Origin of the sequence: Rhizobium sp. 1399, from assembly GCF_031455475.1 — a bacterium.
In the GTDB taxonomy this organism is placed as follows: Bacteria; Pseudomonadota; Alphaproteobacteria; order Rhizobiales; family Rhizobiaceae; genus Rhizobium.
Genome location: NZ_JAVDSU010000001.1, coordinates 401231 through 424470, shown reverse-complemented (window position 1 = coordinate 424470; position 23240 = coordinate 401231). Strand labels below are relative to the sequence as shown.

The following is a 23240-nucleotide window of genomic DNA, read 5'->3' as shown; positions in this document are numbered from 1 at the left end:
GCAGGCAAACAACAAATGACACCCAAAGACAAGCCAAAACGCCCCGGCACCAAGGCCCCCGCGCGCGAAGCCCGGTCCAGAAGCGGCCCGAAGACCGGCAGCGAGAAGCCGTTGAAGGCTGCTGCCGCGAAAGTCGCTGCTAACGAAGCGGATGGCGATGCCAAGGCGGAACGCATCTCCAAGGTGATGGCGCGCGCTGGCGTCGCCTCCCGTCGCGATATCGAACGCATGATCATGGACGGCCGCGTCACGCTGAACGGCAAGCTCCTGGACACGCCCGTCGTCAACGTCACGCTCGAAGACAAGATCGAAGTCGATGGCGTGCCGATCCGCGGCATCGAGCGCACGCGCCTGTGGCTCTACCACAAGCCGCAGGGACTTGTGACGACGAATTCCGATCCCGAGGGACGCCCGACCGTCTTCGACAATCTGCCGGAAGAACTTCCGCGTGTCATGTCGATCGGTCGTCTCGACATCAACACAGAAGGCCTGCTGCTGCTCACCAATGACGGCGGTCTGGCCCGTGCGCTGGAACTGCCGACCACCGGCTGGCTGCGTCGCTACCGCGTCCGCGCCCACGGCGATATCGATCAGGATGCGCTGGACAAGCTGAAGGATGGCATTGCCGTCGACGGCGTTCTCTACGGCTCCATCGAAGCGACGCTCGATCGCACGCAGGGGTCCAATGTCTGGATCACCATGGGCCTGCGCGAAGGCAAGAACCGCGAAATCAAGAACGTGCTCGGCGCGCTTGGTCTTGAGGTCAACCGCCTGATCCGCATCTCCTACGGCCCCTTCCAGCTTGGCGAATTGCCCGAAGGTCACGTGGTCGAGGTGCGCGGCCGCACGCTGCGCGACCAGCTCGGTCCGCGCCTCATCGAGGATGCCAAGGCGAATTTCGATGCGCCGCTCTACAATGCCCCGGCCGTTGCCGCCGAAGAGCCCGAGGAACCGGCGCCGGAGCGCCGCGAGCGTCCGCGTCGCGAGGAAGACAAGCGCGAACGGGCGTTGAGCCGCCTCGATACCAAGCGCGACGACCGTCGTGATGATAAGCGGGACGAACGACGGGATGACCGCCGCAGCGAAGATGACCGGCCGAAGCGTCCGGCCCTCGGCAGCCGCCGCAACGCCAATGTGTGGATGGCGCCCGGTGCCCGTCCGCTCGGCGAGAAGGCCGCCGCCAAGGCTGCCAAGAATGCTCAGACCGCACGCCGTCGCGGTGAAACGGCCCCAGTGAAGGAGCAGCGCTTCGATCCTGCAGCCGATCGCCTGCGCCCGCAGATCAATCGCGTCCACGAAGAGGATGGCGAGTGGATCCGTTCGAGCGAGACGTCCAGCAAGCGCGATGAGGATGAAGGTTTCGGCCGCAAGCGTTCCTTCGGCGACAAGCCGCGTGGTGAACGTCGTCCTCGTACGGACGGAGAGGAGCGCCCGCGTTCCTTCCGCGACCGTCCGCGCGAAGAGGGTGGCGAGCGTTCTTCGCGTCCGGCCAGAAGCTTTGGCGGCGAAGGCCGCTCCGAACGCCCCCGCGGCGACAAGCCCTTTGGCGACAAGCCGCGCGGCGAGCGTTCTGCGCGCCCAGCCAGAAGCTTCGGCGGCGAAAGCCGCTCCGATCGTCCTCGCGGCGATAAACCCTTTGGCGACAAGCCGCGTGGCGAACGTCGTCCGCGCACGGAAGGGGAAGAACGTCCGCGTTCCTTCCGCGACCGGCCGCGTGAGGACGGAGGCGAACGTGCTTCGCGTCCGGCCCGAATTTTCGGCGGCGAAGGCCGCTCCGAGCGCCCGCGCGGCGACAAACCTTTCGGCGACAAGCCGCGTGGCGAACGTCGTCCGCGTACCGAGGGGGAAGAACGTCCGCGTTCCTTCCGCGATCGACCGCGCGAAGACGGAGGTGAACGTGCTTCACGTCCGGCCAGAAACTATGGCAGCGAGGGCCGCTCGGAACGTCCCCAAGGCGACAAGCCCTTCGGTGACAAACCCCGCGGGCCAAAGAATTTTTCCGGCAAGCCGAAGGGCGATCGACCGGGCGGTGGTGGCAAGCCTTCGGGCGGGCCGTCCAGAGGTGGTGCGAAAGGCAAGGGAATGACACGCGGTGCGGATCGTCGGCGGTGAGTTTCGCGGACGGCCGCTTGCCGTACCAAAATCTAACGACATCCGGCCGACTGCGGACCGGACGCGTGAGAGCCTGTTCAACATTCTGAGCCATGCCTATCCGGAATGCATCGACGGCACCCGGATACTCGATCTTTTCGCCGGTACGGGCGCGGTCGGCCTCGAAGCCGTCTCGCGCGGCTGCCGTCATGCGCTCTTCGTTGAAAACAGCGTGGAGGGCAGGGCGCTTCTCTGGGAAAACATCGATGCGCTCGGCCTGCATGGTAGGACGCGAATCCTGCGCCGTGATGCGACCGATCTCGGCAGCATCGGCAATCTCGAGCCTTTCGACATGCTCTTTGCCGATCCGCCCTATGGCCGGGGACTCGGCGAAAAGGCGCTTGCGGCGGCGGCCGAAGGCGGCTGGCTCAAGCCTGGCGCGATTACCGTTCTGGAAGAACGCGCGGATGTTGCCGTTTCGGTTCATCCTTCCTATGTTTTCCTCGAAAGCCGAATATTCGGCGATACAAGAGTACATTTCTTCCGGTATCAGCCGCAGTAGCGGGCGCGTTGGGGGCAGATCGTGCAGGCGGAAATCATCAGTCCGAAATCGCCTGCGATCAGCGACCTACCGACGGTTGCCGTCGCCTTTGGCGGCGGTGGCGCACGCGGCCTCTCGCATATCCACATCATCGAAACGCTGGATGAACTCGGCATCCGCCCGGTGGCGATCTCTGGTTCCTCCATCGGCGCCATTATGGGCGCCGGTATGGCGGCCGGCATGTCGGGTGCGGAGATCCGCGAACATGCGCTGGCAACAGTCGGCAACAAGGCAGCCGTCGTCAGCCGTATCTGGGGGCTGCGCCCGACGACCGTACGCGATGCCGTGGCCAAGGGCATCCGCATCGGCCAGTTCAATCTCGAACGCATCCTGAAAGCCTTCCTGCCCTCAGAGCTTCCGGCGCGCTTCGAAGATCTGCTGGTGCCGATGAAAGTGATCACCACCGACTATTACGGCCAGGCCGAGGTCATCGTCGAAGAAGGCCAGCTTTTTCCGGCACTTGCCGCATCATCGGCTATTCCTGCGGTCTTCATGCCGGTCAGGCTGCACGGTCGGGTGATGATCGATGGCGGCATTGCCAATCCCGTTCCTTACGAATGCCTGATGGACATCGCCGATATCGTCATCGGCATCGATGTCGTCGGCGCGCCCGAAGGCGACGGCACCCATATCCCGAACCGGATGGAAAGCATCTTCGGCTCCGGCCAGCTGATGATGCAGGCGGCGATTTCCCTGAAGCTGAAGCTCCTGCGGCCGCATATCTTCCTGCGCCCTATCGTCGGCCGCACGGGCGTCATGGATTTCCTGAAGGCGCGCGATGTGCTTGCCATGTCGGTTGGCGTCAAGGACGAGCTGAAATATGCGCTCGATCGGGAAATCGAGGCGCGGCTGAAGCGGTAAACCGGTATCGCTTCAGGCGTCCGCCGTCACATCGGCCGTATTTGCCAGCGGATCGTTGTCGAAGGGACCGGGCGTACGCTTGGGCTTGACCAGCGGCTCCGGATGGATCGGCTTCGAAAACAGCAGGTCCTGTCCCGCTTGCAGGCCCTCCGAAACCTGCAGCACCAGCCGCGCTTCGTCGCGCTTGCGAATGTCCTCGCCGATCTCATAGGCATCGACTTCGGCGACACCGAGCGCCTCCAGTGTGCGCCGGCCGAAGAGCAGACCGGATTCCAGCGTTTCGCGCAGCTCGTAATCGACGCCCTTGTTGCGCAGTTCGATGGAGTGAATGCGGTCATAGGAGCGCACGAAGAGCGTCGTTTGCGGGTAGTCGGCCTGGATCAGTTCGACGATCTTGTCGGTAATCTCCCTCTTCTGGGTGCAGACGAGCACGATCTTGGCCCTATCAATGCCGGCCGAACGCAGCACATCCTTACGGGTGCCATCGCCGAAATAGATGCGGAAACCGAAGGAGGATGCCTGCCGGATGCGGTCGGCGGAAAAATCGATGACGGTCACGCTCCGGCCGCCGGCGAGCAGGATCTGCGCGGCGATCTGGCCGAAACGCGAGAAACCGACCATCAGCACGTCTGCGCCGGCGCCCTCGAAATCCTCGTCGAGTTCTTCATGCTCCTCTCCCGACAGCATCCGTTTGGAAAGGGCGGCACCCAGCGGCGTCAGCGCCATGGAAAGGGTGACGATCGCAACGAGCAGCGAAGCTGTACTGTTGGACATCAGCCCCGCGACGGCAGCCGTGGTGAAGAGGACGAAGCCGAATTCGCCCCCCTGCGGCAGCAGGAAGGCGATGCGTACTGCATCGTTATGTGAGGAGTGCGCCACGCGGCAGAGCACATAGATGATGAGTGCTTTCACAGCCATGATAATAGGCACGGCGATAATGATGAAGAGCACGTTGTCGAGCAGCACCTGAAGCTGTAACGACAGCCCGACGGCAATGAAGAAGATAGCGAGAAGCACGCCGCGGAACGGTTCGATATCGGCTTCCAGCTCATGCCTGTAGGAGGATTCTGCCAGCATGACGCCGGACAGGAAAGCGCCCATCGCCATCGAGAGCCCGGCAAACTGCATCAGGCTTGCCGATCCCATCACGACGAAGAGCGCGGCCGCGATCATCGCTTCGCGCGCGCCGGTGCGCGCAATGATCTGGAAGAGGGGCGTCAGCAGGTATCGGCCCATGATGATCATAGCACCGACCGCCGCGACGGAAATGCCGAAATCGACAAGCGGATTGCCGCTGCCCTTGTCGCCGTCGAGGATGGTGACGACGGCCAGAAGCGGGACGATCGCCAGATCCTGAAACAGCAGCATAGAGAAGGAGCGCTGCCCGTAGCGGGTATTGACATCGCCGTCGCCTTCGAGGATCTGCATGGCGAATGCTGTGGAAGAAAGCGCCAGCCCGAAGCCGGCGACGATGCTGCCGCGCCATTCGAGCACGCCGGAAAACCAGGCAAGCGCTGTCAGCACCAGGCCCGTCACCACCACCTGCGCGGTGCCAAGACCGAAGATGTCACGCCGCATCTGCCAGAGGCGAGTGGGCTTTAATTCAAGCCCGATGATGAACAGCAGGAAGACGACGCCAAGTTCGGCGACATCAAGGATCTGCTCGCCATCGGTAATGCCATGAAAGATCGGCCCGATGACGATACCCGCCGCCAGATAGCCGAGAACCGTGCCGAGCCCGAGCTTCTTGAAGATCGGTGCGGCGACGACCGCGCCGCCGAGCAGCAGGATCGTTTCGGTGAAAAGAGCGTTGGGTGCGGACATGCTTCATTTCTTTCGATGGCGGGGCAAGCAGGCAGCCAGGAAAAGAATCGGCATCCACGGCCTTGATGCTTTCGGGAGTGCACAATAAATGGAACGGGAAGGAAAGGCCAAATCATGTCCTCTGAAATCGATTCCTCGACACTTCTTTCCCGTGCAAGTCAACTGATCGATCTGGCGAAAAAGGCAGGTGCTGATGCCGCCGACGCTGTCGTCGTTCGCTCGCGCGCTCAATCGGTTAGCGTACGCCTGGGCAAGGTCGAAGGCACGGAGTCCTCCGAGAGCGACGACTTTTCGCTGCGCGTCTTCGTCGGCAAACGGGTGGCAAGCGTTTCCGCCAATCCGGGTTTCGACCTGCAGGCGCTGGCTGAACGCGCTGTCGCCATGGCCAAGGTCTCGCCGGAAGATCCGTTTGCCTGCCTCGCCGATGAGAACAGGCTCGCAAAAACCTATCCCGACCTGCAGCTTCTCGACACGACCGAAGTCGGCGCCGATCAGTTGCGGGAAGCGGCTCTTGCCGCCGAAGCGGCGGCTCTTGCAGTGAAAGGTGTCACCAATTCCTCCGGCGCTGGCGCCTCTGCCGGAATGGGCGGGCTGGTGCTCGCCACCTCGCATGGCTTCGAAGGCAGCTATATGGCATCGCGCTTTGGCAACTCCGTCAGCGTCATCGCCGGCGAAGGCACCGGGATGGAGCGCGACTATGATTTTGACAGCCGCCTCTATTATTCCGAACTGGACGATGCCGCCGAGATCGGCCGCAGGGCCGGCGAGCGCGCCATCAAACGCGTTAATCCCCGGCAGGTGCCGACCGGCAAGGGTATTACCGTCATCTTCGATCCCCGCATCGCTCGTGGTTTCGTCGGCCATATTGCCGGCGCCATCAATGGTGCGTCGGTTGCCCGCAAGACGAGTTTCCTGCGCGACAAGATGGGCCAGCAGGTGCTGAAAGCGGGCCTGTCGATCACCGACGACCCCCTGATCGTGCGCGGCCCGTCCTCCCGTCCCTTCGATGGTGAGGGCGTTTCCGGCGAGCGGCTGGTCATGATCGAGGACGGGGTACTCAAGCACTGGTTCCTGTCGACCTCCACCGCAAACGAGATCGGCGGTCTGGAAACCAATGGCCGCGGCGTGCGCGGCGGCACATCGGTTACGCCCGCCTCCACCAATCTGGCGCTGGAGCCGGGCGACATCTCGCCCGAAGAGCTGATCCGCAGCGTTGGCAACGGTTTCTATGTGACCGAGCTGATCGGCCAGGGCGTCAACATGATAACCGGCGAATACAGCCGGGGCGCGACTGGTTTCTGGATCGAAAACGGCGAACTCACCTTCCCGGTATCGGAGGTGACGATCGCCTCCAACCTCAAGGACATGTTCATGCGGCTGACGCTCGCCAACGACATCGACCGTAAATTCGGTGTGGCGGCTCCGACCTTCGCCATTGAAGGCATGACGCTTGCCGGCCGCTGACGAACGGATCGACGCGATGAGCGACACGGACAACCGCTGGCAGAGCGATCTCGCACTGATCGCCGATGCTGCAAGACAGGCGGGCGCCGTCGCACTTGGCTTCTTCAACAAGTCACCGGAAGTCTGGTGGAAGAATGAGGAACGCTCGCCCGTCAGCGCCGCCGATTTCGCCGCCAATGAAACGCTTGAAACCATCCTGCGCGGGGCGCGGCCGGACTATGGCTGGCTGTCGGAAGAGACCGACGACGATGCCGGCCGTCTGGAACACGAGACGCTGTTCATCGTCGATCCGATCGATGGCACACGGGCATTCCTCGCCGGCAAGGATCTCTGGTGCGTCAGCGTCGGCATCGTCCATCGCGGCCGTCCCGTTGCGGGCGCGCTTTATGCGCCGGCGCTCGATGAACTCTACGAAGCGACGGAAGGCGGCCCTGCGCTGAAAAACGGCGAGCCGATTTCCGTCTCCACGCGCGGCGAAGCCGATCTCAGCCAGCTTGCTGTCAGCGAGGAGCTGTTCAAGATTCTGCCGGCGGCGGTTCGCGAACGCAGCGAGCGCGTCAAATATATCCCCTCGCTCGCCTACCGCATCGCCATGGTGGCCGATGGCCGGCTGGACACGACGTTTGTCGGGCGGAATGCCCACGACTGGGATATTGCGGCAGCCGATCTTATTCTCGAACGTGCCGGCGGTGGTCTCGTCGACCTCTCGGGTCACCCGACAACCTATAATAGAGAGAAAGTCAGCCACGAGGCGCTCTGCGCTTCGCCTGTCCCGCGTCTCCGTGAATATCTGGACTTGTTCACTCAGCTAAGAGACGGTTGACGTTTTCGTCAAAATCCCTCAGATGAAGGGCCGGAGGAGAATAGGCAGAAAGAGAATAAAAATGACGGACTCCGGCGGTAAAAAGCAGCTCCTGCACCTCGTCTTCGGTGGCGAACTCGAAAACCTTGAAGGCATCCAGTTCCGGGATCTTGGGGATCTCGATATTGTCGGTATTTTCCCCGACTATGCCACGGCACTGACGGCCTGGAAGGCCAAGGCGCAGCAGACGGTCGACAATGCGCATATGCGCTATTTCATCGTCCACATGCATCGTCTGCTCGATCCGCAGGATACGACTGGGAGCAAGTGAGCCCTAGCAGCAAGCCGCTGGCCCTCCGCTGTCCGCAGCGGAGGCCTTTGCGCATCGGTTCCTTGCCCTTGATCGACGCATTCTGAACAAATTGATCGGTCATTGCGGCCGCAACGATAATTAGGGAATTGGATTGATGTCGATCTGCATAGGTCGGAGGTCTGCCGAATGAGCTCCCGGATGGCGCGGATCGGTCTGAACGCGTACCGTCTGGCGGGAACTGTGGCGTCGCCGGTCGTCGGCCTCTACATCACCTACCGCACGGCCAAGGGCAAGGAAGACCGCGCCCGCCGTTTGGAGCGCTTCGGCTATGCGAGCGCCAATCGGCCACAAGGCCCGCTTGTCTGGTTTCATGCCGCAAGCGTTGGCGAAACCAACGCTGTCATTCCCCTGATCCGTGAAATCCGCCGCCGCGACATCCATGTCATCCTGACGACGGGCACCATCACCTCGGCAAGGCTTGCAGCTGAACGTCTCGGCAATGACGCGATCCATCAATATGTGCCGCTCGACCTGAAACCTGCTGTCGGCCGTTTCCTCGACTACTGGCAGCCGGATTGCGCCATCATTGCCGAATCCGAAATCTGGCCCGCGACCGTGCTTGAACTTGGTCGTCGCCGCATTCCGCAGATCCTCGTCAATGCCCGCATGTCCGACCGCTCGTTCGCCCGCTGGCGCCGCCGCCCGTCGCTTGCCGAGGCGCTCTTCGAAAATCTGGCGCTCGTCATTGCCCAGTCAGATCTGGATGCAGAGCGTTTCCGCGATCTCGGCGCTGTACCGGTCATCACCTCAGGCAACCTGAAGGTCGATACCGACGCTCCGCCCTATGACAGCGCTGTTTTCGCCCGCTATAAGAAGCAGATCGGCGACCGCAAGACATGGGCGGCGATCTCCACCTTCGACGGCGAGGAAAATGCCGCCGGCATCGTCCATCGGGCGCTGCGCGACCGTGACAAGCAGCTGACCATTATCGTGCCGCGCCATCCCGAGCGCGCTGACGAGATCGAGGCAGCCCTCGTCAAGCAGGGGCTGAAGGTCGCCCGCCGTACGCGTGACGATGTTCTGACCCCGGATGTCGATATCTTCCTTGGTGATACGATCGGCGAAATGGGCCTTTATCTACGCCTGACGGAAGTCGCCTTCGTCGGCCGCTCGCTCTTTGCCGAAGGCGGCCAGAACCCGCTCGAGCCGGCCATGCTCGGCTGTGCCATCCTGTCGGGCGGCAATGTGCAGAATTTCCGCGAGGCCTATCAGAAGCTCGCCCGCAGCGGCAGCGCCCGCATGGTGCGTGATACCGAGATGCTGGCGAAGGGCGTGCATTACCTGCTGACCAATGACGAGGCGCGCGGCAAGATGATCCAGGCCGGTATCGCGGCCGTGCATGAAATGCGCGGCGCGCTCAGCGCCACGTTGAAGGGGCTGGAGCCCTATATCAATCCGCTGACGGTGAAGGCGCGTCTGCTGCCGAAGGCCGTGGCGCAGGCCTGAGGAGCGGTCATGTCGGCAGAGGCGAAGATCAGGGGCATCCTCTTCGACAAGGACGGTACGCTGCTCGACTATGATGAAAGCTGGCTGCCAGTAAACCGCGAGCTTGCCCGCATCGCCGCCGAAGGCGACGCGGCGCTCGCCGATCACCTGCTTGCCGCATGCGGCATGGACCCCGTCACGGGCCATATCGTTCCCGACAGCCTGCTTGCTGCTGGCAATACCCACCAGATCGCGGAAGGCCTCGTCGCCGCCGGCTCGAAACTCGATGTGATCGAGCTGACGATCAAGCTCGACAATCTCTTTGCCAATGCCGCAGAATTCTCTGTGCCGGTCACCGATCTCGCAGCCTTCTTTGGCCGCCTGCACAAGCGCGGCTTCAAGCTCGGCATCGCCTCCAGCGACAATGAGCGCTCGATCCGCCAAACGGCCCAGCGCTTCGGCATTTCCGACTATGTCGACTACATCGCCGGCTACGACAGCGGCTTCGGCAGCAAGCCTGAGCCAGGCATGGTGCTCGGCTTCTGTGCTGCGACGGGTCTGCAGCCAGAAGAAATCGCCATGGTTGGTGATAACAACCACGATCTCCATATGGGCAGGAATGCAAAAACCGGCCTGACGATCGCGGTTCTGACCGGTACCGGCTCGCGTGAATCACTCTCCGCCGCCGCCGATCATGTTTTAGATGACATCACCCACATCGAAGCCCTGCTGCCGGATCTGCAGCTGGCCTGACGCGCAAAGACTTGCATTTTCACGCGTTTTGGCTTCTCAATCCGCCCCGGTCGATTTTGTGAGACCTCGCCTGGGGGTGAGGGCAAGGGAAACGGGACGGCATCATGATATCCGAAGCGCCGCCTTTCTGGTGGAGGCGGGCAAGTTGGCAGGCATGGGCTCTGTCGCCCCTTTCTTTCCTTTATGGTCGCGTGGCGGGCTACCGCATGGTCCATGCGCGCCGCGCCTCGGTTCCGATCCCCGTCATCTGCGTCGGTAATTTCACGGTCGGCGGCGCCGGTAAGACGCCGACGGCAATTGCCATTGCCCGTGCCGCCAAAGCCAAGGGTCTCAAGCCCGGTTTCTTAAGCCGCGGTCACGGCGGCTTGCTGGATGTCACCACCGTCGTCGATCCTACCCACCACCGCGCAGTCGCTGTCGGTGACGAGCCGCTGTTGCTGGCGCAGGAAGCCCTGACGGTGATCTCCCGCAGGCGTGTCGATGGTGCTGTGAGGCTCGTCGAAGAAGGTGCCGATTTCATTATCATGGACGATGGTTTCCAGAGTGCGCGGCTCGCAATCGACTACGCGCTTCTGGTGATCGATGCGACGCGCGGTCTCGGCAACGGCCATATCGTGCCGGGTGGCCCGGTGCGCGCGCCGGTTCGCCTGCAACTTCGCCAGGCGACCGCGCTTCTGAAGGTCGGAGACGGGAATGCGGCTGACCGTATCGTCCGCATCGCGGCACGTGCTGCCAAGCCCTATTTCACCGCCGCGCTGAAAGTGTCCGGCAAGAATTCTCTGGAAGGCCTCAAGGTACTCGCCTTTGCCGGTATTGCCGATCCGGAAAAATTCTTCCGCACGGTCCGTTCGCTTGGAGCAACCATCAAGGTCGCGACCTCCTTCGGCGATCACGAGCATTTGAGCGAGGAGGAGATCGACGGTCTTCTGATGACCGCAGACCAGCAGAACCTGACGATCGTCACGACGTCGAAGGATTTCGTGCGTCTCGCCGGTCATCACGGCAAGGCGGAGCAGCTTGCGGCCCGCTGCCATGTCGTCGAGGTGGAAATGGCCTTCACCGACCCGCTTGCCCCAGGTCTCATGATCGACCGAGCCTTTGAAGCCTGCCGTGAGCGAAGGCTCAAGGAGGGAAAGGCAAAAACTTAGCGCTGGGTCGGCAGAACACCGGCGCGCCGGTCGGCTTCCAGTGCGGAGGCGACATCGACATAGGGCTCCTGTCGCGCCACGCTCCAGTAGCGAAGTTCGTCAAGCGGGACGTGTTTGCCTGTCAGTGCGCAGACGACATAGGAGCCGGGCGATAGAATCTGGAAATCGCCGTCGAGATAACGGATCTTCGCCTCGCGGTTTCCGTGTCCTTCGAACAAGTTCATGCGCTCCATTCCCTGCAGTCTGTCATCTGTCTGCCATACTCCCCGAGAAGCCGTTTTGCCAGCTTTTTCAGCTCCGGCCGAAGAGCCGCTCGATATCGGCAAGCTTGAGTTCGATATAGGTCGGGCGTCCGTGATTGCACTGGCCGGAGCCTGGGGTCACTTCCATTTGGCGCAAAAGCGCATTCATTTCTTCCGGCCGCAGCCGTCGCCCTGATCGCACCGAGCCATGGCAGGCCATGGTCGCCGCCACATATTCGAGCTTGGTGGTGAGACCGGGGGCCGTATCCCATTCGGCGATCTCATCGGCAAGCTGGCGGATGAGGCCCTGCGCATTCACTTCGCCGAGCATGGCCGGCGTCTCGCGCACGGCAATGGCGCCCGGCCCGAAGCGTTCGATCGCAAGGCCAAGCTCGCAAAATTCCTCGGCATGCGCGATCAGCCGGTCGCAATCCTCTTCGGGAATGTCGACGATTTCGGGGATCAGCAGCACCTGCGAGGCGAGCCTCTTGGAGTGTAAGGCCTTACGCATGGCTTCGAAGACCAGCCGTTCGTGAGCCGCGTGCTGATCGACGATGACGATGCCGTCATCGGTCTGGGCGACGATATAGTTTTCGTGAATCTGCGCCCGGGCAGCACCAAGCGGATAGCGCGCCAAAGGTTCGGCGGCGGCAGCGGCATGAGGCTGTGGTGCGGGCTGGAAAGCCGATTCGGAACGGGCCGTCGGATGGACGAGCCCGTCGAAGGAAGCCTGCGGCCTTTCACCGAAACCGGCACTCGGCTGATACGGCCGGGATGGGGAGGTTGCCGCCGACCATGGTGCCTGCGGCCGCTGTGGTGCAGCCTGGAAGCCGGGGCGGAAGGCGCGCAGCATGTCGCTTGCGCCAGTCGTTGTCGCCCGGCTGCCGTCACGGGCAAGTGCTTCGCGGATTGCGCCGACGATCAGCCCGCGCACCAGTCCCGGATCGCGGAAGCGGACGTCGGATTTCGCCGGATGCACATTGACGTCCACCAGCGCCGGATCGAGCGTGATCGACAGCACCGCGACGGGATAACGGCCGGCCGGGATCGTTTCGGCATAGGCGCCGCGGATCGCTGATAGGATGAGTTTGTCCTGCACGGGGCGGCCGTTGACGAAAGCATATTGATGGGCCGAATTGCCCCGGTTGAAGGTCGGCACGCCGGCAAAGCCGGTCAGCTGTACATCCTCGCGTTCGGCGTCGATGGCGATGGCATTGTCGCGGAAGTCCTTGCCGAGTATCTGCGCCATACGCGCCAGATGATCCTCGCCGGTTGCCGGAAATTCCAGCGTCGAACGGTCGGGGCCTGACAGCACGAAGCGCACACCCGGAAAGGCGATCGCCATGCGCTTGACGATCTCGGTGATTGCCGCCGCTTCCGCCTTCTCCGTCTTCAGGAATTTCAGCCGCGCCGGCGTGGCGAAAAACAGGTCGCGCACTTCGACGACCGTTCCCGGATTGCCGGCTGCCGGGCGCAGATGCACGATCTTGCCGCCGGCAACGGAAATTTCGTTGCCGGCCGTGCTGTCACGCCTGCGGCTTGAGATGCTGAGCCGCGCCACCGAACCGATGGACGGCAATGCTTCGCCCCGGAAGCCGAGCGTGCGGATATCGTCGAGCGTCTCCGATATTTTCGAGGTGCAGTGCCGCTTGACGGCAAGTTCCAGATCGGCGGCATCCATGCCGGCACCGTTGTCGCTGACGCGCAGCAGCGCCTTGCCGCCGCCGGCGGTTGCGATGTCGATACGGGTCGCGCCTGCGTCGAGCGCGTTTTCGATCAGTTCTTTTGCAGCACTCGCCGGCCGTTCGATGACTTCACCGGCGGCGATCTGGTTGATGAGCGTTTCGGAGAGCTGTCTGATGGCCATATCCCTATTTTCGAGGATTCGCGGCCGGGAGGAAAGGGTTTTCATCAGCCCGTCAGAGGACACTGGAGGCTTCTCCCCCAGATTTGGGGGTCACTACTGTTAAGCGGCTCTTAAGACAAAAACGGCATTTTATTCATATACCTCCGAAACTGCGAAAATCGGACAGATGTGGGATGTGAATGAATGAGTGCCGGCTTCGAAAAGGCGGACACATCATCTGCGAGTGACGCGTTGCCGCCTGAGGCTGACCTTCAGACGGTGCTTTTCGACGCCGCATGCGACAGTCTTTCTGCTGCATTCGTCATCTATGATCGCAACGATCTTCTTATCTTTGCCAGCCGTCAGGTCATGGAATTCTTTCCGGTGCCCGAGGATGTGCTGCGGCCGGGCGCCCGGCTTCGTGATTTCCTCGGTGCGGTCTACGATACCGGCATCCGCGAGCAGACCCTCTTGCGCGAGGCGGGTTCGCTCAGCCGCGAGGACTGGTTGTCTCAGCGTATCGCCTCCCATTGGCGCGAACGTTTCGAATCCGTCGAACGCCACGGCGCCGACCGCTGGGTGCGCTTTTTGAAGCGCCGGCTGCCGAACGGCTACGGCGTGACCATCATCTCCGATATTTCCGAAGCGCGTAAGCGCGAGGAACAGTGGCGCTACGATCTCGAGCGCGTACAGCTCACCGAGGACATTCTCGACCATCTGCCGTTCCCGCTCTTCGTCAAGGATCGCAACCTCGCCTACGTCGCCGTCAACAAGGCCTTCTGCGAGAAGTACCAGACGACGCCGGACGAGGTTCTCGGCCGCAAGAGCGGGGATCTGTTTTCGCCTGACATTGCCAAGCGCTTCGAGGAAAGCGACCGCCACGTACTGGAAACCGGTGAAATGTCGGTCTCGCGCCAGCGCCAAATTGCCCGCGACGGCACCGAGCGCGACATCGTCAGCCGCAAGCACAGGATCGGTAAGCCTGGACGTTATTTTCTCGTCTCGACCATGCAAGACCTGCCGCGCGACGGCGACGATCTCGACGAATTCAATCGGGCCTCCGAGATCACCACTTCCAGCAACCAGACCTACCGCCGCGCCTATGTGCCGGTGCCGAGCGCATCGCAGCGCCGCGAGCCGGCGGCGATGGAGGCGATCGTTCCGGAAAACTTCTCCGGCCGAAAGATCCTCGTCGTCACCTCGGATCTCGCCGCCGAGGCTGCCGCGTTGCGCACGCTCGCCAAATACGGCTTCGAAGCCTGCTCGGTCCGCGGCGAGGACGAGGAGGAACGTTTCCTCGAGATTGCCAGCTCCTCCGGCATCTCGCTCGATCTTCTGATCATCGATAACCAGATGGGCATGCGTTGCCTGGAGCTCACCGAACAATACGGCATTCCGGCCCTCGTCATGGATGGCTTCCAGATCGCCAACGAGCTGACCTTCCAGATCGCCCGCCACTTCAATCGCAGCGGACGCGGCGGCGGCACTGAAGGTGACTGGGAAATCACCACGACTGAAGAAACCGTAGGCCTGCAGGTTCTTGTCGCCGAGGATAACGACATCAACCAGATCGTCTTCACGCAGATCCTCGAAGGTCTCGGTTATCGCCATCGGATCGCAGCGACCGGCGAAGAGGTCGTTCGTCTCTGGGCCGAACACCGGCCACAGATCGTGCTGATGGATATTTCGCTTCCGGTCTTCAATGGCTTTGAAGCCTCGCGCCTCATTCGCCAGATGGAAGAGGGGCAGGGCACGCGGACCCCGATTATCGGCGTGCTGACACAGGCATTCGAGCGCGATCGAGCGGAATGCGCCAAGGCCGGCATGGATGACGTCATCATGAAACCGGTCAGCCCTGACATCCTGGAAACGGTATTTCAGAAGCACCTGATAGATGAGCCGATCAAGGCTCAAATCTGAATAGAATACCCGTCAACTCCCCAGAATTTGGGAATGCTTCGGGTTGTAGTTCCGCCGATTTACTATCGAATTGTTAAGATTTGGCCGTCATTCTTCACCAAGGTGTGGAGGAAAACCCTGGGTTTGGAGTGATGGTGTCTGCGGAAATACCATTCATGACTGTGAGTCAAAACGAACTCCAGGCGATGGCCTATACTGATCCGCTGACCGGATTGGGAAACCGCAATCGCATGCGGGACAAGGTGATACAGATTTCTGCCGAGCGGGCCAGCGATCCGGCGCCCTTCACCATCGGTATCGCCAATCTCGACAGCTTCAAGCCGATCAACGATCTCTTCGGCTCCGCCGCCGGTGACGAAATCCTGTGCCAGGTCGCTCATCGTCTGAAAGCCTGCATTCCGGATGGTGCGGTGGTCACCCGTCATGACGGCGACGAGTTCGCCTTCGTCCTGCCGCTGATCTTCGAGCGCGCCAGTGCGGAAAAGTTCGGCCAGATGATCCGCGAGGTGCTGTCGGCGCCCTACGATCTCGGCGACCGCAATGTGCGCCTTTCCGCCTCCTTCGGCTTTGCGATCTATCCCTTTGCCGGCGAGGATTGCGAGGAACTGCTGAAGAGTGCCGAAACAGCACTCTATCGTTCCAAGCGCCGCGGCCGTGGGCAGATCACCGTTTATTCGCGCGAGATCGCGCAGGAGATGAAACGGGCGACCCAACTCGAACAAGCGCTTCGAAACGCCATCATTTCCGATGCGATCGACGTGCATTTCCAGCCGATCGTCTCGCTCGCCAACAATCAGGTGGTGGGCTTCGAGGCACTTGCCCGTTGGAACGATCCCGACCTCGGCTTCGTCTCCCCCGGCGTCTTCGTGCCCCTCGCCGAAGAGCGCGGTTTCATCGATGCCCTGTCGGAAGCATTGCTGCGCAAGGCTGCGGAAGCGGCGCTCTCCTGGCCGCGAGAACTCTTCTTGTCCTTTAATCTGTCTTCAGCCCAGCTCATGGATCCGGGCACGAGCAGCAGCATTCTGTCGATCCTCGGCCGCGTCGGCTTCGACCCGCATCGTCTTGAGCTTGAGATCACCGAGACGGCTGTCATGAGCTCTGCCGACACAGCGCACCGGATCATTGCCGATCTGAGAGCTGCAGGCGTGCGCATCTCGCTTGACGATTTCGGCACGGGCCAGTCGAGCCTCGGGCGCCTGCGCGATTTCATCTTCGACAAGATCAAGATCGACCGGGCCTTCGTCTCGCGCATCAATTCTGACCGTGCCTCCGAGCACATCATCAAGGCGATCCTGGCCATGTGCGAAGGTCTCGACCTGGAAGTCGTGGCCGAGGGCATCGAGGATTATTCGGAAGCGGTCAAGCTGCGCATGCTCGGCTGCGGTATGGGCCAGGGCTACCATTTCGGCCGGCCGGCCGATGGCATCGCTACACTGCGCTTCCTGCACGAGAACTATTATTACGACACAAGCGCAACCGAACGCGCGAGCGCATAGCGGCAGAAGCAAAGAAACGATGGCGCCCATGGGACGCCATCGCTTACGCTCTACTCTCCGTACGGATTACTTGTTCGTCGTCGAACCTGTCGACGTATTGTCCGTCGGCAGGGCAGTGCCGGTTGCTGCCGGAGCCTTTTCAGCTGACTGCATAGCCAGCGTCTTGAATTCCGGAGCTGCCTTCAGGGATTCGGCGGTTTCGGTGGTCGTCAGCTTGACGGAGCCGTCCTGCGTATTCTGCGCAACGGTTACCTTCTCCATCGGAACGGCGACATTTTTTTCGCCAATGCCCAGGAAGCCGCCGACACCGATCACGGCTGCAACAAGGCCGCCGTCCTTCTTCATGATCAGGTCATTGACGCTGCCGATGCTCTCATTGTTGCCGTTATAGACCGATTGGCCGATATACGTGTTGGCGCTGATCTGGTCCGCGGCCTGCTGCGTCAGATAGCTGTCGCCACCTGCCTGAGCCGTATCAGTGCTCGGTGCCGGGGCCGGAGCCTGTGCGGCATCACCTGCGGGCGCCATCGGCTTGACCGGCTCTGCCGGGGCCGGGTCGGCGGGCGCAGACTGGGTCGGGGCAGCAGGGTTCGCCGGCTGCGGAGCCGTCTGCGAAAATGCCGCCGGTGCGAAAGCCGTGGCAAACAGTGCGCCAGCGGCAACGGTCGTCAGAAGTTTGCGTGTCATTTCGAACCTACCTTCGTTCCTTGAGTGATCCCTGGCGTGGCAGCGCCCGTTTTTCAGGCATTCCTGCCGCGCCGGTTCAAGAGTGAAATGACCGATTTGCTTATTGGTTCCGGACGAAGACACGGAAAATTTTACGGTTTTTACGGAACCTTTACCGGGAGATAGGCCCGCAAAAGCAAAAAGGCGCCCCGGATTGGAGCGCCCTCGAGACTGCCGGCTCTGCCCGCAGTTCGTGCTTCAGATCACATAGGCGGGATCGAAAACGCCCTTCACGGCAACGCCGAGTTCGAGCAGGGCGCCGGCGCTCGGCTGCGTGGAGCGGGCATCCTCATCCAGCCCTTCCCAGGCGGTGGTCACCGCCAGCCGGTCGGCGTTGACGCCGATGAAGGCTGGGCATGAAGGCTGTGCAGCCGGTACCTTGTAGCGGGCGATGCGCAAGCCATCCGGGCTGTAGCGATCGACGACGCCAGCGCCCCAACGGGCGTTCCAGATATAGCCGTCGGCATCGCAGACCGATCCGTCCAGGCCGCCCGGCTCATCCATGCTGTCGACCATGACGATCGGCTCGCCGGAGGGAAGGCCGGTCTGCGGATCGACCATCACACGCATCAGGCGGCTGAGGCGCGTGTCGGTGAAATAGCCGACCGTGCCGTCGGGCGAAAAGCAGATGGAGTTCGGGATGCTGATGCCACTGAAGAGCTTGGTTACCTTGCCGGCAGCTACGTGATAGATCGCGCCGGCCTGGTTCTCGGCGCGCTTGCTCATCGTGCCGATCCAGAGTGCGCCCGAGGGATGCGTGCGTCCGTCATTGGAGCGGTTTTCCGGTCTATCGTTTTCGAGCGCAGCATAGAAAGTCAGGTTGCCGCTGGCGACGTCGCGCACGAACAGCCCCTCTTCGGTCGCCAGCAACTGGCGGCCGGCATCGATGCGGGCGAGCACGCTTGCCATCATCGGCAGCGAATGTACCTTCTTTTCATCGGTCGAAAGATCGAGTTCGTGCAGTTCCTTGCCAAGAATATTGAACCACCAGACCGTGTTAGTGCCGGGATCGTAGGTGGGGCCTTCACCGAGAACCGAATTGGTATTACAAAGTGTTTTGCCCTCGAATTCATAAATATCAGTCATATGCCTATGCTCCTATGGCTGCGTCATAGGCTAAGATGGTTGCCTTGGCGCGCTCGGCAACCTCTGCATCAGTCATTCCAGGCTTGTAAATGCTGGTGCCGAGACCGAAGGCCAGAATGCCGGCCTTGGTGTAGTCGGAGAAGTTCTTGTCCGACACACCGCCGACCGCCGCAATTACCAGCTCCGGCGGCAGGATGGCGCGGATCGCGGTGATGCCTGACGGTCCCAAAACGCTGGCGGGGAAGAACTTGAGGCCGGTCGCACCCGCGCGAGCTGCCTGCAGCGCTTCTGTGGGCGTGAAGACACCGGGCATGGTCACCATGCCGTAGTCGCGGGCGCGAATGATGACGTCGGGCTCGACATTCGGTGTCACCAGCAGCTTGCCGCCGGCCGCATGCAGGCTGTCGACGGCCCCGGTGGTCAGCACAGTGCCGGCGCCTATCAGCACATTGTCAGGCGCCATCTTGGCGGCGATCTCGATAGACTTGAAGGGCTCGGGCGAATTCAGCGGGATTTCGATTGCCGTCAGACCATTTTCGATCAGCGCGCCGACCACGGCTTGGGTTTCCTCGGGCTTGATGCCGCGCAGAATGGCAATCAGCGGACGCTTCATGGCGGGGAAGGGGATACGGTTCATGGGAGGTATCTTTCTCAGTTCGGCCAGATGGCCCGGGCAGCGGCCGAAAGCCCACCGCGAACGGCGACATCGGCATCGATGGCGGTGAAGGAAAGGGAGAGCGTGCGGAAGGCCTGCTCGTAAAGCGCCTGCAGGCGTCCGGAAGCGACAAGGGTAATGGCCGTATCCTTTCCGGCATTCTGCAGCGCGCCGGCGATTTCGAGGCCGATCAGCGTACCCGAGAGCTTGGCTTGGGCAGCGGCAGCCGAAATACCGTGCAGAAGCTGGCCGGAGCGGGCGGTGAAAATCAGGTTCGACGCGAGCGCCGGCCGCTGGAAGGCGGCTGCAACCGCCGCTTCGAAGGCGTCGGTGTCGGCCGGCTGGTCCTCGGCGCCGGCAACGGCATGCATGAGGATCGTATGTTTGGTGATGGCGTCGAACAGCTCACCGGTCATGAAAGTGGAGAAACCGGTAACCTTGCCATCCTTGACATGCACCCATTTGGAATGCGTGCCCGGCATGCAGACGGCCTGCGTACCCTGACTGTCAGGCCCGAGCGCGCCGAGAAGCTGCGTTTCCTCGCCGCGCATGACATCCGGCGTCGCTACATCGCGCTGGGCAAGGCCCGGTAGGATGCGTATGTCGCGGCTTTCGCCGGGCACGGAGACCGCAGCTGATAGAATAGAGGAAAGCGAAGCCGGCACGTCTATATAACCCGCCTCCACCCAGCCTTGCCGCGCGCCTGCCATGCCGCAGACGATGACCGGAAGGTCATCTGTCGCTTCGACTGCTGCAAGATGTCCTTCGAGAACCTGGGAAAAACCAGTCTTGGCGGCCGTCGTCATGCCTTCGCCGCTACGACGTTCGGCAAGAACGGCTCCATCGGCAGCGATAAGCCAGAGCCGGAAACTGCTGGTGCCCCAGTCCACCGCGACATAAGCGGGATTTGCCATTAGAGAACACCTCCATCGACGATAAGGGACTGCGCGGTCATGCCGGCTGCGCAGTCGGATGCAAGAAACAGAGCCGGACCGACAATCGCGTCAGGCTTCAATACGATCTTCAGGCATTGCCCCTGCACGGAGCGGGCAATGCTTTCCTCTGTCAGCCATAGCTTCATCTGCCGCTCGGTCACCACCATGCCCGGCAGGATGCAGTTGACGCGGATATTCTCAGGGCCAAGCCTTCCGGCCATGCTCTTCGTGAGGCCGACGACTGCCGCCTTGGCGGCGGCATAGGCGGGAAAGACGCCCATGTTCAGTTTGAAGGCAATCGACGACATATTGATGATCGCTCCGCCGCCCGCTGCCCGCATCGAAGGGGCGACCGCCTGCGAGGTAAAGAAGACATGGCGCAGATTGACCGCCTGATTATTGTCCCAATAGTCCTCGGTTACATCGTCGAATTCGTGCCGGTCATCCCAGGCGGCGTTGTTGACGAGCACCCGGATCGGCCCGGACTTTTTGACAGCCTCGTTCACCGCGCGCCTGATGGCATCGATATCGCGCAGGTCGGTGTGGTAGAAGCTGACGGGATGCGCAGTCTCTCCAGAAAGCCGTTCCGCCAATTCCCGGCTTTCCGCCTTGGCGATGTCCAGGAAGGAAACCTTTGCACCCTGCCTTGCGAAACCTTCGACGAGGGCAGCGCCGATGCCGGAACCTCCGCCGCTCACCAACACCGTGCGATCCCGGAATTCGGGGAATTGTGCAGACATAGCGCTCATCGTCTCTCCTCCGGGTATGCTAATTATTCCATTATTTGGAACTTAATTTGACTATATGGAATTATCCGACTAGGCTGCCTTTCCTGTCAAGAGTAGGAAAGGCAATGAGCTCCAGCGGCGACAGCATGGCGCAGGCGGATGACAAAGGCGCGTCGGGTGATACTAGCGTGCCGCGTGACACCGGCACGCTCGGCAAGCTTATGGTGCTGCTCGATCTCGTCACCCATGCCGATGCTCCCTTGCGTTTCACCGATATCCTCGCACTTGCCAATCAGCCGCGTGGCACGCTGCACCGACAGCTCGGCCATCTCGTGGAGGAAGGGCTCCTTGAGTTTGACGCTGAAGGCCGTTATGCGCCTGGCCTCCGGCTGCTCGACTTCGCCTCACGAAGCTGGGCGCGCAACGAATTCCGCCTGATTGCCGCGCCGCATCTGGCCGCCCTTCATCGTGAGACGGGAGAGACCGTCCATCTCGGTGTGCTGCGCGGCTCCTCCATCATCTATCTCGACAAGGTCGAAGGGCACCAGCCGGTGCGCATGTATTCACAGATCGGCAATGCTTCGCCCTGTTATTGCACCGGTGTCGGCAAGGCGGCCCTTTCGGTGCTCCCACTCGACAAAATCGGTGAACTGCTACCCGGTCTGCATTTTAACCGCTTCACCTCGGCGACGCATGTGAGCGCTGAAAGCCTGCTGGCGGAGATCGGAGAAATCGCCGCGACCGGCTATGCTTTCGATCGCGAGGAGCACGAGGCGGGCATCCGCTGTGTCGCCGCCCCCATCTGGTCGGACGACCGCTCCTTCATCGGCGGGGTCTCTGTCACCGGTCCCGCTTACCGGCTCTCGATGGAACTTCTTCAGGAATGGGCCGTTCCGGTTCAGATGACAGCACGGAAAATCATGGATGAAATGCGCATCCGCCTCGGGCCGAGGCGTTGAAACCGATTTGGCGGCGGTCATTGCTGGACGTCGTATACATAGCATGCTTATGATGAGTGCGTTATTGAGATTTGACGGCGAATCACGCCAACTGGGGTCGTCCGCGAAATCATCGACAATTCACCGGCCGAACGCGCTGCATGCCGAGGCTGAATCCTATTGATCTGACGGGCGTTGTGTAACCCACCCTGTACCTGACCGTTTTTCCGCACAGGCTGCCAGAGGTTTACCCAAAGCCCGGTTGAAGGCGAAAAAATCTGATGGCAAGCTTACCGCAAACTTCGGTGGAGGACGCCTATGTCCAGGAGGTCGCCAGTCTAAAGACGCAGTTCGACATTTTCCGCTTCATGAAGCGGGTGACGGAGGCCTATCGCAGCCGGGCGTTCATGGTTTTGAACCTGCCGCCGATTACCTCCTTCGATCTTCAGGGCAATACGATCATCACCAGCTGGCCCGCTGAACTGCTGTCCATCTACGATCAGGAAGGGCTGATGGTGAACAGCCCGGTCCTGCGGCGGCTGCGCACGTCGACCCTGCCTTTCTTCTACGATACGTCGCGCACCAACTGGCCCCGCGACGACGGCAAGACAGGTGTCGTTGCAACCCTTTTCGAACGCTTCAGGATGATGCGCTGCGCCTATTTTCCGACGCACGAACCGTCAGGCGCGCGCGGTGCAGTCTCCTTCGCTGGTGATCGCGAGCCTTTCACCCCGGTAGAGATGCGCGAACTCAGCTATATCGCGATCCATGTCTTCGACCGGCTGGCCGAGATCCGCAATCTCGATACGCGCATGACCGATACGCTGACCGACCGCGAGATCGATTGCCTCAACTGGACTGCGGCGGGAAAGACCAGTGCCGAGATCGCCGAAATCCTCGATCTCTCGGAGCATACGGTCAATCACTACCTGAACCGCGCCACCAAGAAGCTTGATACGGTCAACCGCACGCAGGCCGTCGCCAAGGCGCTACGCATCGGCCTCATCAAGTAGGCTCCGATTAGCAGGCATTGCCGGCCTAAAATATCGTCAGTCGCTGCCGCCTTGCTCAATATGTGAGCGCCATTCCCTTTGCTGGTGGCCCTGGACTGAACAATTATCATCCTTTTCACCGGATTCCGCAGTTGGCATACTTCGTGCATCGTTATCAGCAGAGGTCCAGAGGGGACTTTGAAAACAGCGCCAGCTCAACGGCGCGACCGACACGCCGCCGTCTGATATCGCTGCCGCTTTTCTCCCGGCGTTCCGATATCGGCGGCGGTTGTTGCGTTTGGGCAACCACCTTTTGCCCTGTTCCGAAACCGGA

The 23240-nt window shown here is 61.6% G+C and carries 21 protein-coding genes; 13 read left to right on the top strand and 8 right to left on the bottom strand.

Annotation, left to right across the window (positions count from 1 at the left end; translation table 11 throughout):
- The first annotated feature begins 15 nt into the window (after window positions 1-15).
- From J2X71_RS02260 to J2X71_RS02250, 3 genes are read left to right on the top strand one after another with little or no spacing between them, the layout of a single operon-like run.
- Entirely contained in the window at window positions 16-2112 is a 2097-nt protein-coding gene (locus J2X71_RS02260) for a pseudouridine synthase (RefSeq protein ID WP_310378577.1), read from the top strand.
- Window positions 2093-2653: a 16S rRNA (guanine(966)-N(2))-methyltransferase RsmD gene (rsmD, locus tag J2X71_RS02255; RefSeq protein ID WP_037105838.1), complete on the top strand. Its 561-nt coding sequence runs from the start codon at window positions 2093-2095 to the stop codon at window positions 2651-2653. The genes J2X71_RS02260 and rsmD overlap by 20 nt, the downstream gene beginning before the upstream one ends.
- A gap of 18 nt (window positions 2654-2671) precedes the next feature.
- Window positions 2672-3553: a patatin-like phospholipase family protein gene (locus J2X71_RS02250; protein WP_310380033.1), complete on the top strand. Its 882-nt coding sequence runs from the start codon at window positions 2672-2674 to the stop codon at window positions 3551-3553.
- Window positions 3554-3565: 12 nt separating this feature from the next.
- Here the strand turns inward: J2X71_RS02250 and J2X71_RS02245 are convergent, their stop codons facing one another.
- Window positions 3566-5377 (bottom strand): monovalent cation:proton antiporter-2 (CPA2) family protein, encoded by a 1812-nt coding sequence (locus tag J2X71_RS02245; protein WP_310378574.1) that lies wholly within the window; start codon window positions 5375-5377, stop codon window positions 3566-3568.
- 114 nt (window positions 5378-5491) lie between these two features.
- On the opposite strand from J2X71_RS02245, the gene J2X71_RS02240 reads away from it, so the two are divergent.
- From J2X71_RS02240 to lpxK, 6 genes are all read left to right on the top strand, one after another.
- Window positions 5492-6841, top strand: a complete 1350-nt coding sequence (locus J2X71_RS02240; RefSeq protein WP_310378571.1) for a TldD/PmbA family protein — start codon at window positions 5492-5494, stop codon at window positions 6839-6841.
- A gap of 16 nt (window positions 6842-6857) precedes the next feature.
- Window positions 6858-7664, top strand: coding sequence for a 3'(2'),5'-bisphosphate nucleotidase CysQ (locus J2X71_RS02235; RefSeq protein ID WP_310378569.1), 807 nt, complete (start codon window positions 6858-6860; stop codon window positions 7662-7664).
- 61 nt (window positions 7665-7725) lie between these two features.
- Window positions 7726-7974 (top strand): DUF4170 domain-containing protein, encoded by a 249-nt coding sequence (locus tag J2X71_RS02230; protein WP_007814234.1) that lies wholly within the window; start codon window positions 7726-7728, stop codon window positions 7972-7974.
- Between the two features lie 168 nt (window positions 7975-8142).
- Complete coding sequence (gene waaA / locus J2X71_RS02225) at window positions 8143-9462, top strand: lipid IV(A) 3-deoxy-D-manno-octulosonic acid transferase (RefSeq protein WP_310378567.1); 1320 nt, start codon at window positions 8143-8145, stop codon at window positions 9460-9462.
- Window positions 9463-9471: 9 nt separating this feature from the next.
- Complete coding sequence (locus J2X71_RS02220) at window positions 9472-10194, top strand: HAD family hydrolase (RefSeq protein WP_310378565.1); 723 nt, start codon at window positions 9472-9474, stop codon at window positions 10192-10194.
- Between the two features lie 104 nt (window positions 10195-10298).
- Window positions 10299-11342: a tetraacyldisaccharide 4'-kinase gene (gene lpxK / locus J2X71_RS02215; protein ID WP_310378563.1), complete on the top strand. Its 1044-nt coding sequence runs from the start codon at window positions 10299-10301 to the stop codon at window positions 11340-11342.
- Here the strand turns inward: lpxK and J2X71_RS02210 are convergent.
- Both J2X71_RS02210 and mutL read right to left on the bottom strand, forming a co-directional pair.
- Window positions 11339-11566 carry a DUF2093 domain-containing protein gene (locus J2X71_RS02210; RefSeq protein WP_007814243.1) on the bottom strand — a complete coding sequence of 76 codons (228 nt, stop codon included), beginning with the start codon at window positions 11564-11566 and terminating at the stop codon, window positions 11339-11341. The two genes, lpxK and J2X71_RS02210, sit on opposite strands and share 4 nt — an antisense overlap.
- Before the next feature lie 67 nt (window positions 11567-11633).
- Window positions 11634-13451, bottom strand: a complete 1818-nt coding sequence (gene mutL, locus J2X71_RS02205; RefSeq protein WP_310378560.1) for a DNA mismatch repair endonuclease MutL — start codon at window positions 13449-13451, stop codon at window positions 11634-11636.
- Window positions 13452-13634: 183 nt separating this feature from the next.
- Here mutL and J2X71_RS02200 point away from each other — a divergent pair, with 183 nt between their 5' ends.
- The gene (locus J2X71_RS02200; RefSeq protein ID WP_310378558.1) at window positions 13635-15350 is read left to right on the top strand and encodes a response regulator; all 1716 of its coding nucleotides are present in this window, start codon (window positions 13635-13637) and stop codon (window positions 15348-15350) included.
- Between the two features lie 128 nt (window positions 15351-15478).
- On the top strand, window positions 15479-16846 hold the full coding sequence (locus tag J2X71_RS02195) for an EAL domain-containing protein (protein ID WP_310378557.1): 1368 nt from the start codon (window positions 15479-15481) through the stop codon (window positions 16844-16846).
- A 66-nt stretch (window positions 16847-16912) separates the two neighbouring features.
- On the opposite strand, the gene J2X71_RS02190 is transcribed toward J2X71_RS02195, so the two are convergent.
- The 5 genes from J2X71_RS02190 to J2X71_RS02170 all read right to left on the bottom strand — a co-directional run bounded on the left by J2X71_RS02190 (window position 16913) and on the right by J2X71_RS02170 (window position 20997).
- Window positions 16913-17533: a PRC-barrel domain-containing protein gene (locus tag J2X71_RS02190; protein ID WP_310378555.1), complete on the bottom strand. Its 621-nt coding sequence runs from the start codon at window positions 17531-17533 to the stop codon at window positions 16913-16915.
- A 237-nt stretch (window positions 17534-17770) separates the two neighbouring features.
- Window positions 17771-18658 carry an SMP-30/gluconolactonase/LRE family protein gene (locus J2X71_RS02185; RefSeq protein WP_310378553.1) on the bottom strand — a complete coding sequence of 296 codons (888 nt, stop codon included), beginning with the start codon at window positions 18656-18658 and terminating at the stop codon, window positions 17771-17773.
- A 4-nt stretch (window positions 18659-18662) separates the two neighbouring features.
- Window positions 18663-19295 (bottom strand): 2-dehydro-3-deoxy-6-phosphogalactonate aldolase, encoded by a 633-nt coding sequence (locus tag J2X71_RS02180; RefSeq protein WP_113321870.1) that lies wholly within the window; start codon window positions 19293-19295, stop codon window positions 18663-18665.
- 14 nt (window positions 19296-19309) lie between these two features.
- The gene (locus J2X71_RS02175) at window positions 19310-20227 is read right to left on the bottom strand and encodes a 2-dehydro-3-deoxygalactonokinase (RefSeq protein ID WP_310378551.1); all 918 of its coding nucleotides are present in this window, start codon (window positions 20225-20227) and stop codon (window positions 19310-19312) included.
- Window positions 20227-20997, bottom strand: coding sequence for an SDR family oxidoreductase (locus J2X71_RS02170; protein ID WP_310378549.1), 771 nt, complete (start codon window positions 20995-20997; stop codon window positions 20227-20229). The genes J2X71_RS02175 and J2X71_RS02170 overlap by 1 nt, the downstream gene beginning before the upstream one ends.
- A gap of 125 nt (window positions 20998-21122) precedes the next feature.
- Between J2X71_RS02170 and J2X71_RS02165 the strand changes: the two genes are divergently transcribed.
- A complete protein-coding gene (locus J2X71_RS02165; RefSeq protein ID WP_310380031.1) occupies window positions 21123-21935 on the top strand; it encodes an IclR family transcriptional regulator in 813 nt (270 codons plus the stop codon).
- A 260-nt stretch (window positions 21936-22195) separates the two neighbouring features.
- Window positions 22196-22927: an autoinducer binding domain-containing protein gene (locus J2X71_RS02160; protein WP_310378547.1), complete on the top strand. Its 732-nt coding sequence runs from the start codon at window positions 22196-22198 to the stop codon at window positions 22925-22927.
- The last annotated feature ends 313 nt before the right edge of the window (window positions 22928-23240 follow it).

Coding starts and splice junctions, on each gene's coding strand:
- J2X71_RS02235 (WP_310378569.1), top strand. CDS start 6,858: ATGAGCGACACGGACAACCGCTGGCAGAGCGATCTCGCACTGATCGCC.
- waaA (WP_310378567.1), top strand. CDS start 8,143: ATGAGCTCCCGGATGGCGCGGATCGGTCTGAACGCGTACCGTCTGGCG.
- J2X71_RS02170 (WP_310378549.1), bottom strand. CDS start 20,997: ATGAGCGCTATGTCTGCACAATTCCCCGAATTCCGGGATCGCACGGTG.
- J2X71_RS02245 (WP_310378574.1), bottom strand. CDS start 5,377: ATGTCCGCACCCAACGCTCTTTTCACCGAAACGATCCTGCTGCTCGGC.
- J2X71_RS02185 (WP_310378553.1), bottom strand. CDS start 18,658: ATGACTGATATTTATGAATTCGAGGGCAAAACACTTTGTAATACCAAT.
- J2X71_RS02210 (WP_007814243.1), bottom strand. CDS start 11,566: ATGAACTTGTTCGAAGGACACGGAAACCGCGAGGCGAAGATCCGTTAT.
- J2X71_RS02220 (WP_310378565.1), top strand. CDS start 9,472: ATGTCGGCAGAGGCGAAGATCAGGGGCATCCTCTTCGACAAGGACGGT.
- J2X71_RS02260 (WP_310378577.1), top strand. CDS start 16: ATGACACCCAAAGACAAGCCAAAACGCCCCGGCACCAAGGCCCCCGCG.
- J2X71_RS02160 (WP_310378547.1), top strand. CDS start 22,196: ATGGCAAGCTTACCGCAAACTTCGGTGGAGGACGCCTATGTCCAGGAG.
- J2X71_RS02240 (WP_310378571.1), top strand. CDS start 5,492: ATGTCCTCTGAAATCGATTCCTCGACACTTCTTTCCCGTGCAAGTCAA.
- J2X71_RS02230 (WP_007814234.1), top strand. CDS start 7,726: ATGACGGACTCCGGCGGTAAAAAGCAGCTCCTGCACCTCGTCTTCGGT.
- J2X71_RS02200 (WP_310378558.1), top strand. CDS start 13,635: ATGAGTGCCGGCTTCGAAAAGGCGGACACATCATCTGCGAGTGACGCG.
- mutL (WP_310378560.1), bottom strand. CDS start 13,451: ATGGCCATCAGACAGCTCTCCGAAACGCTCATCAACCAGATCGCCGCC.
- J2X71_RS02180 (WP_113321870.1), bottom strand. CDS start 19,295: ATGAACCGTATCCCCTTCCCCGCCATGAAGCGTCCGCTGATTGCCATT.
- J2X71_RS02175 (WP_310378551.1), bottom strand. CDS start 20,227: ATGGCAAATCCCGCTTATGTCGCGGTGGACTGGGGCACCAGCAGTTTC.
- J2X71_RS02190 (WP_310378555.1), bottom strand. CDS start 17,533: ATGACACGCAAACTTCTGACGACCGTTGCCGCTGGCGCACTGTTTGCC.
- J2X71_RS02165 (WP_310380031.1), top strand. CDS start 21,123: ATGGCGCAGGCGGATGACAAAGGCGCGTCGGGTGATACTAGCGTGCCG.
- lpxK (WP_310378563.1), top strand. CDS start 10,299: ATGATATCCGAAGCGCCGCCTTTCTGGTGGAGGCGGGCAAGTTGGCAG.